Genomic DNA, 16,825 nt, shown 5'->3' on the forward strand with positions numbered 1-16,825 from the left:
CTATCAGTACCAAATATTGTAGAACCTTAAAATTCATGGCATTGCTTCTCATTTTATTCTCGTAAACGTTCATTTGTCGCATTTCTCAATAATCTGTAAAGAGTGGCCACAATTGGTACACCCAAAAGCATCCCCAAAATACCACTAACACCGCTACCAATAGTAATTGCGGCAAGTACCCAAATACCTGGTAGTCCAATTGACGTACCGACAACGCGAGGATATATCAAATTGCCTTCAATTTGTTGTAAGACAAGAATAAATACAATAAATAAAATTGCCTTAATTGGGGAATCCACAACAATCAGTAAGAAACCAACTGTTGCACCGATCCACGCACCAAAGATTGGTATTAATGCCATCATTCCAACAAATGCACCAATTGAAACGGCGTATGGAAATCTAAATATGAGCATACCCACTATACACAACGTTCCCAACACAAAGGCTTCTGTAACTTGACCAATAATAAAGCTTGAGAAACATTGATTGGTGGTTTTCAAAATATAATCAATTTTCTTAATGTGCTTTTCGTTCATAAACGCACGTTCAACTCGTTTAATATTACGTCCTAACTTCTCCTTAGAACTCATAATATAAATTGCAAAGGTAAACGCCAACACAAAGTTAACAACACCGCTTGTAACTTTAGTAAAGATTGTAACAGTTGAACCCAGCACCCCACCAACGCCAGTTGTAAAGTATTTCATCACCTTTGATTGAATACTTGTCCAATCTATATTAGATGTACTTAACCGATGTTGAATCAATGGAAATTGGTCAGTATTTTGAACCCACGAGATTACATTACTGACAACTTTAGGTACCGAAGTGAAAAACTCAGTCAATGCAGTCACGAACTGGGGCAATACTAGCCGTAATACGCCAGAAAGAACTAGTAACACTATAATTAACGTTAAAAGTATTGAAACCGGACGTTTGGTTGCCAATACAATTTTTTTTGTTGATTTGGGAAAGTACCACTTTTCAATTCGAGAACACAATAAGTTAAGCACGTATGCGAGAGCTCCCCCAAATATTATCGGCAACACAATACTAATTACACTGGTACAAAAGTCTAACAACTGCTTTGGATATATTAACAATGCGGCAATTGCCACAATCGCAATTGCATATTTAATTATTTGTTTTCTAGATATACTCAATTTCAGACCCCACAATTCATCTACGCCTGCCTTATGATATCAAATTTAGTTCTTGGTTGATACATGGACAGTAAATTTTAGTCCCTCGGGCTGTGTAAGCGCCTGTAGCTGTTGAAATAGGATCAGTACCCAGCCAAATACACTAATAAACGCTAGAAGTTCATACCCGGTTAACGATAGATATCCAATTGGCTTAAAAGCAATTGAAACTGCCACAAGAATTCCACCAATTATGTAAGAGAATCCTAAAAATTCCCTCGTAATCTTTGGTAACATCCACCTAATTCCAACAATCATCAGCAGAACCAAGTATGATAAAGTGGTTGCAATTTGATCGTGAATGAAGTGAAACTGTTTATCATTTGTAAATACGCCTATTGCTCCAAGACAAACTGCCGTCATAGTTAGTAATACTCTCAACGTCATTAGCCGTTTCCCGCGAAAATAAGGCCTCAACGACACAAATAAATAATCAATGAGAACGATCATAATTAAAGCAGAAAAAATCAATGTCAGATTAAATTGCCAAGAATTTTTAGCTAAATTCGTTCCTAAAAAGCTCAAATTATGCTCCCACCAATGTCGATTACCATTAGATGCCATTGAGATAATGACACCAATCATAATCACACCAGCAAACACAGTTGTTAAACTAAGCGGAGATATTCTAGAAGCAGCCTCGATCATAATGTAATAAATGAAAAAACAAAATATCAGTACGATGCCGGTCGCCGTTACTAAATCAAATGAAATATCAGGGAATATGATTCCAAACACCCAAAAAATCCCTAATAAAACCAAAAGTAAAATCAGAGCAATCGAAACAATAATTGTTGGAAAGTTTCGCCAATAAATATTTTTTAACATTCTATTGGTGGAATGTTGTCGTGCTTGAACGAAAAAAATGCCAAAAAGAATCATGCCAACGATGACACCCAAGATAATGATACTGCTGGCAATTGAATACCCACCGCCAAATTTAATCTGAGTCTGATTTCTTGTTCCAAAATATAGTAGAAACATTACGCTGCTAAAAAGCGCGGGTAGCAATGACCACAAAAACTTCATCAATGATGAAGGCTCATTACTATCGCTTTCTTGAATAATTAGACTATCATTTTTTAAAACGGCGTTCAACGTATCGCCATCATTTAATTTAAGTTGTTTAACCATTTCATCAGGCAGACTAATAGTTAAATCTTTGTTTGTCATTATTGAATTGTCCCCCAAGGATTTAATAATCCTATTATATCCAAATTTAGCTACTGTGAGCAAAGTTTAATTATCGTTTATTTTTTGTTTGCAAGCTCAGCTGTCGCCTATCACATGTTACAATAATCATTGATTGTTTCACAATTAATTCAACGTAAGGATTTAATAAGTCATGGTTAACCTATGGGGAAAATTTAGATCAAATATCTACCTTCAATACATATGCTGTTTTTTAGTTTGTGCATGCATAATTTTTGCGGTCGTCCCGCTAACAGGATCAACATTAATTTGGAATTCTGATGGAATTACCCAGCATTATCCTGCATTAATTTATTGGCGTCGAATGTTACGAGGATTAATATTGCACCATCACATCTGGGCTCAGTGGGACTGGAATCTAGGCCTTGGTCAAGATACAATTCAAACATTTTCCTATTATGTGATGGGTGATATTTTTACGTATCCTTCAATTTTATTCCATGAATCACAAATGGCTGCCTATTACTCGATAATGATTGTTGTGAGGTTATTTTTAGCTGGACTATCGTTTATTTTTGCTGCTAAACATCTAATCCGTACGAATAAACAATGGACTATCCTAGTTGCCAGTTTCGTATACATGTATTCCGGCTACGCTTCATATGTAACTTTCGCACACCCATTCTTTCTAAATCCATTAATTATCATGCCGTTACTCATATATGGGCTTCACAGAGCAATGATAAGTGATAAGTATGGCATGCTCAGTATAATGACTGCCTGGGCACTGTTTAATAACTTCTATCTTGGGGCAATAATGGGGCTTGGGGTTGCCATTTATTGGGTTATTTTTGTTTCTGTTGATCGAAATTTATTTAAATTAACAAAAATCATTAAAGTTATTATTAGTGTTGCTGCTGGTGCTCTAACCAGTGCAGTACTCTTTCTACCTTCCTTTTATCAGTTAACTGTATCAACCCGTTCCTCGTCAAAATTGGCTAATGGCATGACCTGGTATCCTCTGTCCTACTACTTTACACTACCCGGTTTGTCCCTTAGCGATTATGCGAGACCGTACTGGGTGACTGGTGGATTTTTAGCGATTGGTTTAATTGGCATTACTTGGTCGATAAGACGCTTTAAAAAATACAAAATTATTAACATTACCCTTCTGACCGGATTCATCATTCTTCTGTCACCAATTTTGGCTGCTTTAATGAATGGCGGCTCTTCGCCATCAAACCGATGGACATTTCTCCTAATGATGCCGATCGCTTTTACAGTCATCTTTATGTTAAATCACCTACGAGAGCTGACTAGCCATGATTTCATTTGGTGGACAGTGGTTGGTATCATCGTGACATTCAGTTTGTTTGCAGGAAATAAATTCAAATTTACGTATGATCTTGGCAGTGTCATGGTCATCTATTTTGCCACCTTATTAATCTTTGCAATTGTAAATTCAAATCAGAATCTCCGTTTTAAAACATCTATCCTCGCTACTTCATTGATTCTTGTTACTGGCCTAAATGCCGTTATTATGATGCGTGACAGACACACAAACCAGATGTCATCGACAACATCAACATTAATTTCAAGCCAAACAGCCCACCAGTTAACAAATACTCAGAAGGCTTACAAACAAATAAGTAAAAATGATACACACAGGACATTAGTTGATGGTCAGCTAAGAACCTACACAGGCAAATCGCCAGCAGACAACTTACCGATACTTGCCGAGACCAAAAATATTAACAGTTATTGGTCGCTTCAAAATAGTAGCTTAAACGAATTAAATTCTTCATTGGAGAATAATACTAGTAATCCTAATGACACTACCAATACTGCTGACTTCAGGTCATTAATGCTTCGTTATCTTGGTGTAAGTCGACTGTTTCTGAATGATGATGAATCAGTTCCAAATGGTTATGAAGCAACTGGACGCCAAATTAACAGCCAAACCGAATACGTTGCAAACTCAACGGTTCCATTAATTTATAAGGCTGCTGGAACTTTGAATACGGCACAGTTTAATTCTTTGTCGACATCACAAAAAGAAACCGCACTGCTTTCAAATTTGGTCACAAATAAAAAATCATCTAATCCAGATACTTCATTGTTAAGTAAAGTTGTTCAAATCAAAACTAACTTATTACCGACTAACGCTGATAAATTAACCAAAACTCAGCACATTTCTGTATCAACACCAACAACGAAACTGACACCTACCACAATTACTTGGCCTACGAATAAGTCAATTAAAGGTTATGAGTTGCATGCACAACTGACAAATATCAGGTATTCAGCTGGATCATTTAGTGAGCGACATAAAAAAGCTCTTGATTACTATATTGAAAATCATAATGAAGAAATTATGATGGCTGGTCAAGAAACAGACTTAAGGTATAATCCAACTTTGTATAACTTCAGCTGGTTGAGAAAAAATGTTATGAGTTATGCAGCGACTACCGGTGAGTTTGACATTGGTTTAAACTATGATGGTGTCTCGAATACGTTTAATCAAACTGGTATCAACGATTTATCGTTCTACACACCACGTTCTTCAACTACTCTGAATCTTGGTACTATCACTTCAACAGATGAGGACAACAACTCAATCTCCTTGTCATTGCCGACTTCTGGCAAAACATCTTTCGACATCACACTATGGGCAGTTCCAACTGGTAAAAGTGTCGATAAAACGATTGCTAAGGATAAAGCCGCTAAGGATATTACGATGACTAAAAATGGTGTCACGGCTAAATACACATCAAGCAAATCTGACATTTTAGCAACAACTATCCCCTATTCAAAAGGCTGGCATCTTGCTGGAAGTAAGAGTGCATTACCAAAAGTTAACAAAGGTTTTATTGGCATCCCTGTTCATAAGGGCAAAAATAATATTAAGTTAATCTATCGAACCCCTCTCTTAACAATGGGAGTTTTTGCTTCAATCTTTGGCATAATTATCATCGGACTTATACTGATTGTTGAAAGGTTCCTGTAAACTAAAAAGTGGCATTCATTTAACGTCTAGATTCGTTAAGTGAAGACCACTTTTTTTAGAGTTTGGTACCAACGTAATAGTGAATACACATTGTGATAATGCCGACAATCACATTCCTAATAATTGCGGTTTTAGTCAATCCATCGCCAAGTTTGGCACTTAAATATCCCGTCAATGCAACTGATAAAATAACTGCAATAATTGTCCCAGGCCACTGTATAGATACTGGAAGCATTGTCATCGCTACTAATGGAAAAATACCACCTGATGCAGCAGATATCAATGACGAAAACGCCGCATTCCATGGGCTCATATAATGTCCAAGTTCAAGATCATACTTGATTCTAACGATCGTTCCAAGTGCATCTTTTTTCATCAGTTCAGTAGCAATATCTTCTGCAGTTTTATGTGATACACCACGCTCAACATAATACTCTGCCACAATTTTTTGTTCAGCTTCAAAATTAGTTTTTAATAATTTTTCCTCAGTGGCAACGGCAGATTTTTCAGTATCTTTCTGAGAGCTCACGGATGCATACTCTCCTGAAGCCATCGAAAATGCACATGCTAAAAGATCTGACAATCCAGCAATCATAATTGTAAATTGGTTCGTTGTTGCAACTGCCACAGAAAACAGGACACCAACAACCGTTAAAATTCCATCATTGGCGCCTAACACTCCTGCACGAAGAGTATTAGAACGCTCAGCCATTGTCATTTTGGTTTTGCGTGCCTTAAGCGATTGGCCAACTGGCCGTAATTTCTTTGATTCCATATCTATCAATTCCCTTTAACTTTCTACGCAAACACAGACCCAATTAAATAAGTAATCAGCATTGTTAATAGGCCGGATACTACGTTTCTTAGCATAGCTTTACCCTTATTGGCATTTCCTAAAACAGCAGCCGCACCACCAGTAATCAATAACGCAACCGTCACAGCCCCCACAGTTGCTATGATCCGATACGAAATATTAATTGAAGTAATTGCAATCAACGGCAGTAATGAACCAATGGGAAACGAGATCATCGATGCAATTGCAGCAGCAATTGCACTTGTTTGTTCCTTTGGGTTAAATCCATACCTTTCACGAGTGGCAACACTTAAAGGATCCTTAGATAACATTTCTTGCGTCGCCTTATGCGCAAGTTCAGAAGATATCCCCGTTTTTTGGTATTTATTCTTAATAAAATTGAATTCGCCCGCATAATTTTCTTTCAAAGCTGCCTGTTCACGAATAACTGCTCTTTTTTCCGAATCTCTTTGTGTGCTGACTGAAACCCATTCACCCATCGCCATTGAAATAGTGCCAGCTAGCATCCCTGCAAATCCTGCTAAAAAAATTGCATAAGATGAAGCATGTGCTCCCGCGACCCCAATAACTATTCCGGCGACCGAAACGATACCATCGTTGGCTCCCATAACACTGGCACGAATAACATTTATTCTAGCAGCCAGGCTCACATTACGCTTTGAATTCTTCATTTTGTCACCTTCTTTAGAATTATTCTCATCTAGAACAACTATGATTATAATTTGTTGTGATTAAAAAGTAAAGTATATACAACCATTTCTAATATCAATCTCATGTTCAACTAAAATCATTTAATTAGAACAATTCTAAATCGCAAAGAAAGCCGAATAGTGGTAATGATTTGAAAAATATGGTTTAATTGGTATAATAAATTAGTTACAAAACGAAAGGAAGATTGCTTGTGGCTTCAAATGATGTAATTGAACAAACTCGACAAGTGCTTAAAAAGAATCATTTAAGAATTACAGCACAGCGGCATATCATTTTGGCCTACTTAGCAAGCCATCATAATCATCCGTCTGTTGAAATGATTCGTGAGGGTCTGAATAAAGAATTACCAAATTTAGGACCAGCAACTATATACAATACTTTAAATACGTTCGTTGACCACGGAATAGTTATTGAATTACAAAATGGTGACGGTAGCACTCACTATGATTACTTTGAGAATCATCACTATCATGCTATTTGCACTAACTGTGGCAAAATTACTGATATTGCGTATGAAGGTTTTCACGACATGGAAAAAGAGTTGGAATCAAAGGCTGCGGCACAATCTGGCTACATGATTTCTGGTAATCATGTTGAAGTCTATGGTTTGTGTCCCGAATGCCAATTAAAGTTAAGAATCAGACATCCTGAATAGCAAAAAGATCCGCCACGATTGCTTTTAGCATTTGTGGCGGATCTTTTTTATTTTATTTCAATATTAGCTGACAAACACATTAGAATAATCATTCTATGCTTTCGCCATTATTAATCAGCAAGTACCGTTGCTTTCAAGCTGCTTGCAACAGTGCCAACATAATAATCATGATCTCTAAAGTATTGTGTCGTAGTCTTTTCTTTTTCTTTACCATCATATTTAGCAACGAGTGCCATCGCTTCTTTGCGTGAAACCTGCTCTGGACGTTTAGCCAAATCATCATCCCAGCTAAATCCAAGCAGTTCAACCGCATGTTCTTTATTATAGGCACGAACCACGTAGCTGTTACTGTTTAAATCTGTTACAACATAGAAATAGTGTTTTTGAACCTGGTCGCTTGTACCATTTGCGGCATCATCATCCAAATCAAGCAGTTTACCTACCATATCGAACTGCTTCTTATCTTCAAGATATTCTTCACATGCCTCACAAGTGTCCCTGTGATCTCCGGGATTATGTGGGTCAACCGTTAAATTATCGTGCATCAAAACATTATTAGATATCTTCGCTAATAAAATGCCTCGATACTTCTTCAACTTTGTCCGACGTTCGTTTTTTCTACTCCTTGTAACATATTAAAACATCCCCTCTTAGATCCTTAGCGCGTAAAAGCCGTCCCCGTTTGTTAAATGATCTTTTTCTTATCCAGTGCTATGATTGAAATATAATGTACTTACGGGTTTATTTCCAATAAATTTGAAAAATAATTCACTAAATCTCACTTTTTGTTACTTCAGTCCACAATATTCGAGATTTCTATAAAATTGTCATGTAAGCGGTACCTTTTTCCCAAAAAGTATTATACGATCAATCTGTACTTTCCAGATGGCCAAATCAACAAAACTTGGAGGAATTGTTGTGTACCGTTTTTTTGATCAACCACAGTTAAATACTTCTAAAAATTCCCTAACAAGCAGTGAATTAATAGTCTTCAAGAATAAAGATAATCGTTGGAAGAAATGCAAAAATGTTAATCGAGAAATTTTATTAAATCTGGTACGCTCCATTGGACCAGATTTTAGAACCAAGTTACCATCAGTTTCTATTAATTGTTCACAAAATCAATTTATTGATCCATTAATTTCTGACGCATTGATTAGCCTACAACATCAAATTTTTCCACTTTACCTTAGAGTCGAATTAACCACCAACAAATCTATCAACCGCCAAATTAATGCTCTTGTAGCACAGGCCGAAAACTACAGACAGCATGGTATTCAAATTAGCATCGACGGGGCAGATCAAATTACTAATTTGCACGTTTTAATGCCACTGCTTGAACAAACTCGTGAAATAAAATTTATGATTCACAAGGATACAAATCCTCAATTAATTAAATTCTGGCAAATAGTAACCAGAAAAAAGCACTTACGCTATATCGTTTATAACGTATCAACTAGAGAAGAAAATAACATTTTATATAATTTTACAATTCCATTTAGGCAAGGAACATATTACGGCTTAGGCCATGAACTAAGTATGTGAGCCAGCTTAAAGAGGTCACGGATTAAATTAATCCGTGACCTCTTTTTTGAATCTACCTATCTAATTCGACTTTGCAACTGCAGCTTGCGCTAAAATATTCAAATAATTGAATGGGCGATCAAATTGTGGTTGGAATAGCATATCAACAAATGCTAAAAAGTCAATTGTGTTTTCATTTTGAATACATACAGAAATTGTATTAGCAGACTGAGAAACATCATAATCACTCATGAATTGTGCACCAAGAATCTTTCGAGTTGCCTTATCCCATACTAGTGTCATTAGAATTGGCGTTGTCGATGGCATAAATTCAGGCCGATAATTATCCTCTACCGTGACTGAATCGGCATCAAATCCCTCTGACTTTGCATGTTCAAGGGTCATTCCTGAGGAAACGAGCGTCTTACCATACAACTTTAATCCTGAGGATGACTGAGTTCCCATGTATTTTATCGTTGGAGCAAAAATATTAATTCCTGCTAACGTTCCTTGCCGTACAGCGTTCGTTGCTAAAGGAATATAGGCATCTTTTTTAGTTGGATTATAGTGAACGGCAACTGAATCACCAGCACCATATATGTCAGGATTCGAAGTCTGCATATAATCATTTGTTTTAATTGAGCCGTCCTTGTTCATGTCAACAATACCTTCGAATAGTTTTGTATTTGGACGAAAACCAATACATAAAATTGCCATATCTGCATCGTATGATCCACGATTTGTTTCAACAGTAACTCCGTTTCCTGTATCCTTAAACCCCGTGACCATCTGATCCAACTGGATATTCACTCCATTGTCTTCAAATGTTTTTGCCAACCGATTCGTATATTCTTCATCAAAATACTTACTTAACATTCTTGGTAGTCCGTCAACAAGCGTAACATCATGATGCTGTTTGTTGTATGCCTCAACAAGTTCTACTCCGATATAGCCACCGCCGATAACAACAATTTTCTTCGATTTCTTTGCATTTTCGAAAAGTTTTTTTGCATGATCATAATTTTTGCAAAGATATACGTGATCCCCATTGATACCTTCGATAGGTGGAATAACTGGCCACGATCCCGTTGTGACGATTAATTTATCATATGAATCCGTCTTTTTTTCACCAGTTACCAGATCCGTAACTTTAATTTCTTTATTCTCCGAATCAATCTCAGTTACATCATGTTGCATGTGAACTTCAGCACCTAGCTTAGCAAGTGTCTCCGGACTTGAATAAAATAATCCCTGAGGATCCTTTACTTCTCCGCCAAGATACAAGGCTATTCCACAAGAAAGAAACGATAAATTATCATTTCTCTCATAAATGGTAACTTCTGTCTCTGGATGAGCAGCCAATATTTGATTAGCAGCTGCCGTTCCCGCATGTGTACATCCTACAATAATAACTTTCATTCTATTCACTCTTCCTTCACTAAAGTATTATTGAAACCGATTACAATTTTATTTTACCGCATCTTATTTTAAATGAAAGAGGTTATCGACAATTAAAAGTATTTTTTTGATATTAATTTCACATTAAATTATATTTGCGCTATATCACCGATGTTTAGCATATTCTACTATTATCATATGATAAATTAATAGCTTATTTCGTTTAAAAATGGCCACCGCGTGTTATCTAACTCCGCCATTTTGTATTATTTATCACATAAAAAAAGAAGTTGAATTTTTATTTCAACTTCCATTAAAAACCAAAATTTAATTATCTACTTCAGTCCAGCAATATACTTGTACACTTGCTGTCCTGCTTGACGTCCAAACACAACTGTTTCAGCGATTGAGTTACCACCGATTCGATTATTGCCATGAAGCCCTCCCGAAACTTCACCAGCGGCAAATAATCCACCAATGATTTTTTCATCATTATCTATCACTTCAGTCTCAGCTGTTACATTGATACCACCCATTGTGTAGTGAATCGCCGGTGAAACATGAATTGCAAAGAAAGGCCCTTCTTCAATCGCACGCATGCCAGTTTGCCGTCCATACAAACTATCTGTATTACGAGCAACATCTTGATTCCATTTCACTTGTGTTTGATTTAAATTATCCGATGAAACACCAATTTGATCTGCTAATTCGGTAATTGAAGCTGCAGACGTAACTAAACCAACATGATCATAGAATTCGATTGCCTTAACACGATCTCTGATAGCCTGGTCAAAAATCAGATAAGCACCAGTGCCACCTAAATTATCAATGGCGGCAGTCACATTTTTTCGTGTGTCTAACTCGTCAACAAATCGTTGTCCCTGATTATTTACAAGTATGGCTCCTTCACCACGAACAGCTTCGCCAATCAAATAAACATGGTCAGTGTCTTGCTGAACAGTTGGGTGTACCTGAACCTGATCCATGTCAACAAGTTTCGCTCCTGCCTCAGTTGCTAATGTTATTCCGTCACCAGTTGCACCAGGTTGATTAGTGGTATTGTAACCGGCTAAATCTGGTCGATATTTCGTAATCAAGTTGGAATTAGCACCAAATCCACCAGTCGCCAAAATGACAGCATCACTATCAATATTAAACTGCTGATCTTGTTTGCTGGCTCTTACACCGGTAATTCTGTTAGCATCCTTAACCAAGTGATCTACTTTAATGCCAGTAAATAGCGGAATTGATGTTTTATCAATTTGTTTGAGCAGTTCATTAATTAAAAATGCACCAATTGGGGCCATTGAACTGGGACGATGGGTTCTTTTCGTTTTCATTCCCCCAGTGATCGTCAAATCATCTAAAATAATTCCGTGTTCTGCCAACCAGTCAATGGCTAATGCACCATGTTGGGTAAAGTAACGTAGCATAGCTGGATTATTTTGTTTGCCACCACCTTCAAATGTTTCGTCATAGAAATTATCCATGCTGTCGATAATGTGATGTTCAAGTTGCACACTTGTCTCAGCTGCATTCATGCCAGATGAAGCACGAGTCGAATTACCACCAATTCGATCCATTTTTTCTAACACTACGGGAGATAGTCCTAGCTCATAGGCCTGGAGCGCACTAGTCAATCCTGTAGCCCCTGAACCAATGATCACAACGTCATAATGATCTTCAAGTTGACTAATATCGTTTGGTTCAAATATAAATTTTTCTGCCATTACCTATTCCTCCTCGGTACGATCAATATTCGTCATTTTAATTGGGTCAACCCACTCATCAAATTGATCACTAGTGACCAATCCAGACTTCATAGCCGCTTGTTTCAGTGACGTATTGTTCTTTTGAGCATCTTGCGCAATCTCCGCACTTTGGTGATATCCAATATGAGGAGATAGAGCCGTCACCGTCATCAATGAATGATTCACAAGTTCCTGCATTCGATCTCTGTTAACTGTTAAGCCGTCAATCATTCGGTCCGCAAAACCAATCATAGTTTCCGTCAGCAAATCAGTGGATTCCAAAAATGAACTAATAATTACCGGCTTATAAACGTTCATTTCAAAGTTTCCTTGGCTAGCCGCAATGCTGATTGTCACATCATTCCCCATTACTTTAGCGGCTGCCATCGTAATTGCCTCAGCCTGCGTTGGATTAACCTTGCCCGGCATAATTGAAGAACCGGGCTCATTTGCAGGAATATTTAATTCATTGTAACCAGCACGTGGGCCACTGCCTAAAAACCTAACATCGTTAGCGATTTTCATCAGATCACTAGCCAACGTCTTCAAGCCTCCATGGACAACGTTCAAGCCTGAATGGTTGGCAAGTCCCGTAAATTTATTATTATTGGCCGAAAATGGCATTTCATAAAGATCACTAATTTGCTTAGCAATGTTCTCTTTAAATTTTGGAACAGCATTTAATCCTGTTCCGACCGCTGTTCCACCAATGGCAAGATCATAAAGAGTCGGTTTTAGTTGTTTTAGATACTCATAATCGTTGTTGAGTGCTCCCACCCATCCACTAACTTCTTGACCAAATGTTAATGGCGTTGCATCTTGCAAATGAGTTCGGCCAATTTTAACAACTCTCCAATACTCATCTTGCTTTTGTTTAAGCTCGGCAATTAAATGTTTGAGCGCCTTTTGTAGTTTTGTAATTGCTAGAGCAGCGGTAATATTCATCGCCGTTGGAAAAATATCATTAGAACTTTGCCCTTTATTAACGTGATCATTGGGTAAAATCTCTACGTTAGCATCAATATTATTAGCAACATGACTAATAACTTCATTCACATTCATGTTCGTTTGAGTTCCTGATCCGGTTTGATAAACGACCAATGGAAATTGTTGACGCATGACTTCATCACTTTCACTAAGTAACGAATCGACAGCCTTAATGATTAAATCTGCCTTATTACTTTCAATATTATTTAATTTTCGATTAGCAACTGCAGCAGCTCTTTTTAATTGAAGTAACGTTTTAATAAGAGACAACGGCATCGGTTCGCCAGCCCTAAAATTTTGGTGACTACGTTGCGTTTGCGGTCCCCACAACGCATCCTTTGGTATTTTGACGGGCCCTAAAGTATCCTCTTCAACACGATAATCTTCCATTGTAATCCGCCTTTCAGTTCTTTTCTCTAATCTTAGTTTAATGATCAATCACATTCAACATTATTTTATAAACGACTAATCACTTCCTCAACATTTTTAATGCTCACAGAAATTGTACCATCTGGATTATTAATAAACTCGATAAGGTTGGGATCCTGATAAACTTCTAACGGAATCGACATTTCAATACCGTTTGAAAGCTTCAGTTTTTGTTTGCCATATTTTTTCTTAGCAATTGTTTGAATGTCATTAGACACCGGAATACGTGTAGCACTAACCTTTTCAACTATCTGATCATGGAACTCGGTTTGCGCGACGTGATTATCCTTAAAAACTGTGGCCGCCACAGCCTCTGTGTCTATTAATCCATCATTATCAATTGTTGTACTAATAGCATCCTTGACTTGATTAGTAACTTCAAATTTTGGTAGTTCATACTTCTTACCAACCTTTTCAGCCACTTTCTTTACAGTTTTAACACTGTCTTCTAATGATGCAATCGGCTCACTATCAATCACTTTTGAAGATAGATAGTCGATTTTTTCACCAGAAAAATTGTATTTTTTTTCGATCAGCTCAAATGCAAGATTGTCCACATTAACACTAAAAGCCTCATCAGCCTTTTGTGTTTTTCCCGATAAAATTGACTGATGTATCATCAAGTCATTAAATACTTTACCATCTTCATCACCAACCATATGCGTAAATTGTTGGTGATAATTTATTTTTAAAAATGCCATGTACAACTGAGCATCTTTTTCAAACGTCACAATAAATATGTCTGCGCTGGGAGCATCTTCGCTCTGAGAGTATACTTCATACCATTTTCTTACAATATCACTACTAGTATTTTCAAAATCAGTGTTTAATTGTTTAATCAAGCCTCCAATGACAGAATCTTCTCTAATCACTCCCGTCTTTGTTTGAGCTGATGTAATCTTCTTAATTTTATTAGTTAGATATTCTCGCGTATTGATGTTTTCAAGATCCAACCTTACTTGAGAATAGATCGGATCACCAAAACTACGGTCAATAACATGTAAAACTGCTTGTTTCAGATATATATCCATTAATAACTCTCCTAATCTATTGCGTCACTGTGTATTACAATAGCATAGTGAATTAATCAGCTCAAATTGATTTTATTAATATTTCAATGGTATTATTGCTTAGTTAGTTAACTTTAATTCGGAGGAGTTTTTTCATGGGAAATACTAAACTTAGTGGCCTGTTTCTGTTGTGGCTTGGTGCATCGATTTCAATTGCAGAAATTGTTACTGGTACGCTTGTAGCACCACTAGGCTGGATATACGGTCCAATAGCCATTATTACCGGTCATTTAATAGGTTGTATATTATTCTTACTACCGGCTGGATATATTTCTGCACAACGACACCAAACGGCGATTCAAGCCACTGAAATGTCTTTTGGCAAACTCGGTGTCGGTCTATTTTCAATTTTAAACGCTTTACAGTTATTGGGCTGGACAGCCGTGATGATCGTGAACGCTCAGTTAGCAATGAATGCCATCAACCAACGCCTATTTAATTTCAAGTCTCCGATATTAATGAGTAGTATCGTTGCGATCTTAATTATTATTTGGCTGTTATTGAAACACGATTGGCTATTCAGAGTTAATAACTTCATAGTGATCTTACTAGCAATCGGCTCAATTATATTATTATTTACCGTCATCACGAGTGGCCAGATTGCACCTCACGCTAACCTTGTTGCGATTAGTTTCGGTGGCGCTGTTGAATTAAGCGTCACCATGGCATTATCATGGCTACCTTTGATTGGAGACTATACTACAACTACTAGCAAGCCGTTTCTAACCAGTCTTGCCAGTGTTGCCGGATATTTCATCGGCAGCTGCGTCATGTTTCTAATAGGTATGGCAAGCGTACTAATTACTAAGAGTACAGACTTTACCACAGTTTTGTCACATTCAAATTTAGGATTGATTGCACTCTTAATCATCGTTTTTTCAACAGTGACAACCACATTTATGGACGCATATTCAGCTGCCACAAATATCAATAACCTAACTCATTTTGGTAAAGTAGGAATTTGGGGTAGTGCAATCACTGTCCTTGGACTGGTAATTGCACTCACTGTTTCACTTTCGTATTATCAAAACTTTTTATATGCAATTGGGGCCGTCTTTACGCCATTGTTTACTATTGTTTTTGTAAGCTACTTTGTATTAAAAGGAAGTCTCCCTGCCTGGATTAACTTTTGCTGGTGGATTATTGGAGTAATATCCTACCACTGGATGCAAACATTGAACCTTTGGAGTGGCCCAACACTGGCACTCCTCCTTTGCTTAGGTGCGTGCGTTTCGTTAAACGGATTTTTAATGAAAAATAAATTGCGAAGATAAAAAATTTAAACAAACGTTTCTATTATTTATAAGCAACGTCAAAATTCCTAATTCAGTGATTTAATTTATCTAGTTAAAACGTCTACTCATTGACACATAGGGCCCCGTAAGACTAAAAATTCAGAATTTAGTCTTGCGGGGCCCTATGTCATGGAAGCAAAATATCTTTATTACCATTTTTTATAGCAAATTAATATCATTTTATATTTAATTGTTAACGATATTGTAAGTTGTCTTACCATCCGAAGCAGTAAACATCGCTGTATTATCATTACCTGGCTCTTGAATACTGATTGAATATCCATCGCCAGCAACCTTTTGAAGTTGTGTTGAGGTTTTGGTAAGATTTTTAGTAAATGAACTCCAGCCAGCTTGATCTGCCTGATCCGGATTTTTAATAATATAATTCAAAGCTTTCACCGTATTACTATCTGTCGGTAAAATTTTATATGTTTTACTGCCACTATCAAACGTGACACCACCAATACTGCTATAATTTTTTTTCAATTGACTTAAAAGATTCTGCTGTGTGGTTGACTCTGACTGCTGACTTGTTTGACCCGTTAATCCACCTTGATTAGGTGATGAAAAAGATGCTGAAGAGCTTGTACTTGAGACTTGCTGGCTCACTTGAGAAGATGAACTGGCAGAAGATGATGTACTACCGTTATTCCACATAGGTAATTTAAAAAACGCAAAAATCGCCACGGCTAAACTTACTACAACCATAAAGGTCGGCCATGCCCAATTTCCATAACGTTGCCATGAATTCATCAGATAGAATACACTAAGAATTAAAAATAAAACTGCGATAATCAAAATAAATAAAAAAAGCATGAGACAATAGC

Annotated in this window: 14 protein-coding genes; 4 read left to right on the plus strand and 10 right to left on the minus strand. The window is 37.0% G+C overall.

Annotated elements, in window-relative coordinates:
• Positions 1-53: 53 nt before the first annotated feature.
• Both FD16_RS04170 and FD16_RS04175 read right to left on the minus strand, forming a co-directional pair.
• Complete coding sequence (locus FD16_RS04170; RefSeq protein WP_029508383.1) at positions 54-1,166, minus strand: AI-2E family transporter; 1,113 nt, start codon at positions 1,164-1,166, stop codon at positions 54-56.
• A 45-nt stretch (positions 1,167-1,211) separates the two neighbouring features.
• Positions 1,212-2,378 (minus strand): DUF998 domain-containing protein, encoded by a 1,167-nt coding sequence (locus FD16_RS04175; protein ID WP_010622348.1) that lies wholly within the window; start codon positions 2,376-2,378, stop codon positions 1,212-1,214.
• Positions 2,379-2,550: 172 nt separating this feature from the next.
• Between FD16_RS04175 and FD16_RS04180 the strand changes: the two genes are divergently transcribed.
• Positions 2,551-5,364, plus strand: a complete 2,814-nt coding sequence (locus FD16_RS04180; protein WP_076625578.1) for a YfhO family protein — start codon at positions 2,551-2,553, stop codon at positions 5,362-5,364.
• A 55-nt stretch (positions 5,365-5,419) separates the two neighbouring features.
• On the opposite strand, the gene FD16_RS04185 is transcribed toward FD16_RS04180, so the two are convergent.
• Positions 5,420-6,139: a VIT1/CCC1 transporter family protein gene (locus FD16_RS04185; protein WP_010622350.1), complete on the minus strand. Its 720-nt coding sequence runs from the start codon at positions 6,137-6,139 to the stop codon at positions 5,420-5,422.
• A 23-nt stretch (positions 6,140-6,162) separates the two neighbouring features.
• The gene (locus tag FD16_RS04190) at positions 6,163-6,849 is read right to left on the minus strand and encodes a VIT1/CCC1 transporter family protein (protein WP_010622351.1); all 687 of its coding nucleotides are present in this window, start codon (positions 6,847-6,849) and stop codon (positions 6,163-6,165) included.
• A 230-nt stretch (positions 6,850-7,079) separates the two neighbouring features.
• Between FD16_RS04190 and FD16_RS04195 the strand changes: the two genes are divergently transcribed.
• On the plus strand, positions 7,080-7,544 hold the full coding sequence (locus tag FD16_RS04195) for a Fur family transcriptional regulator (RefSeq protein WP_010622352.1): 465 nt from the start codon (positions 7,080-7,082) through the stop codon (positions 7,542-7,544).
• A gap of 110 nt (positions 7,545-7,654) precedes the next feature.
• Here FD16_RS04195 and FD16_RS04200 read toward each other — a convergent pair whose 3' ends face one another.
• A complete protein-coding gene (locus FD16_RS04200) occupies positions 7,655-8,140 on the minus strand; it encodes a hypothetical protein (RefSeq protein ID WP_029508386.1) in 486 nt (161 codons plus the stop codon).
• A gap of 322 nt (positions 8,141-8,462) precedes the next feature.
• Between FD16_RS04200 and FD16_RS04205 the strand changes: the two genes are divergently transcribed.
• Entirely contained in the window at positions 8,463-9,089 is a 627-nt protein-coding gene (locus FD16_RS04205) for an EAL domain-containing protein (protein ID WP_010622354.1), read from the plus strand.
• A 60-nt stretch (positions 9,090-9,149) separates the two neighbouring features.
• Here the strand turns inward: FD16_RS04205 and FD16_RS04210 are convergent, their stop codons facing one another.
• From FD16_RS04210 to FD16_RS04225, 4 genes are all read right to left on the minus strand, one after another.
• Positions 9,150-10,487 carry an FAD-dependent oxidoreductase gene (locus FD16_RS04210; RefSeq protein WP_010622355.1) on the minus strand — a complete coding sequence of 446 codons (1,338 nt, stop codon included), beginning with the start codon at positions 10,485-10,487 and terminating at the stop codon, positions 9,150-9,152.
• Between the two features lie 314 nt (positions 10,488-10,801).
• Positions 10,802-12,196: a flavocytochrome c gene (locus tag FD16_RS04215; RefSeq protein ID WP_010622356.1), complete on the minus strand. Its 1,395-nt coding sequence runs from the start codon at positions 12,194-12,196 to the stop codon at positions 10,802-10,804.
• A gap of 3 nt (positions 12,197-12,199) precedes the next feature.
• Positions 12,200-13,594 (minus strand): class II fumarate hydratase, encoded by a 1,395-nt coding sequence (locus FD16_RS04220; RefSeq protein WP_010622357.1) that lies wholly within the window; start codon positions 13,592-13,594, stop codon positions 12,200-12,202.
• A 65-nt stretch (positions 13,595-13,659) separates the two neighbouring features.
• Positions 13,660-14,664 (minus strand): nucleoid-associated protein, encoded by a 1,005-nt coding sequence (locus FD16_RS04225; RefSeq protein ID WP_010622358.1) that lies wholly within the window; start codon positions 14,662-14,664, stop codon positions 13,660-13,662.
• 134 nt (positions 14,665-14,798) lie between these two features.
• On the opposite strand from FD16_RS04225, the gene cytX reads away from it, so the two are divergent.
• Positions 14,799-15,977 carry a putative hydroxymethylpyrimidine transporter CytX gene (cytX, locus tag FD16_RS04230; RefSeq protein WP_010622359.1) on the plus strand — a complete coding sequence of 393 codons (1,179 nt, stop codon included), beginning with the start codon at positions 14,799-14,801 and terminating at the stop codon, positions 15,975-15,977.
• 207 nt (positions 15,978-16,184) lie between these two features.
• Here cytX and FD16_RS04235 read toward each other — a convergent pair whose 3' ends face one another.
• Positions 16,185-16,814 carry a MerC domain-containing protein gene (locus tag FD16_RS04235; RefSeq protein ID WP_010622360.1) on the minus strand — a complete coding sequence of 210 codons (630 nt, stop codon included), beginning with the start codon at positions 16,812-16,814 and terminating at the stop codon, positions 16,185-16,187.
• Positions 16,815-16,825 lie beyond the last annotated feature (11 nt).

This window comes from Paucilactobacillus suebicus DSM 5007 = KCTC 3549, from assembly GCF_001434475.1.
GTDB classification, from domain to species: Bacteria; Bacillota; Bacilli; order Lactobacillales; family Lactobacillaceae; genus Paucilactobacillus; species Paucilactobacillus suebicus.

Excerpts from the sequence above, each read along its gene's own strand:
- FD16_RS04175 (WP_010622348.1), bottom strand. The coding sequence starts at position 2,378 with ATGACAAACAAAGATTTAACTATTAGTCTGCCTGATGAAATGGTTAAA.
- FD16_RS04180 (WP_076625578.1), top strand. The coding sequence starts at position 2,551 with ATGGTTAACCTATGGGGAAAATTTAGATCAAATATCTACCTTCAATAC.
- FD16_RS04185 (WP_010622350.1), bottom strand. The coding sequence starts at position 6,139 with ATGGAATCAAAGAAATTACGGCCAGTTGGCCAATCGCTTAAGGCACGC.
- FD16_RS04190 (WP_010622351.1), bottom strand. The coding sequence starts at position 6,849 with ATGAAGAATTCAAAGCGTAATGTGAGCCTGGCTGCTAGAATAAATGTT.
- FD16_RS04210 (WP_010622355.1), bottom strand. The coding sequence starts at position 10,487 with ATGAAAGTTATTATTGTAGGATGTACACATGCGGGAACGGCAGCTGCT.
- FD16_RS04215 (WP_010622356.1), bottom strand. The coding sequence starts at position 12,196 with ATGGCAGAAAAATTTATATTTGAACCAAACGATATTAGTCAACTTGAA.
- FD16_RS04220 (WP_010622357.1), bottom strand. The coding sequence starts at position 13,594 with ATGGAAGATTATCGTGTTGAAGAGGATACTTTAGGGCCCGTCAAAATA.
- FD16_RS04225 (WP_010622358.1), bottom strand. The coding sequence starts at position 14,664 with ATGGATATATATCTGAAACAAGCAGTTTTACATGTTATTGACCGTAGT.
- cytX (WP_010622359.1), top strand. The coding sequence starts at position 14,799 with ATGGGAAATACTAAACTTAGTGGCCTGTTTCTGTTGTGGCTTGGTGCA.
- FD16_RS04235 (WP_010622360.1), bottom strand. The coding sequence starts at position 16,814 with ATGCTTTTTTTATTTATTTTGATTATCGCAGTTTTATTTTTAATTCTT.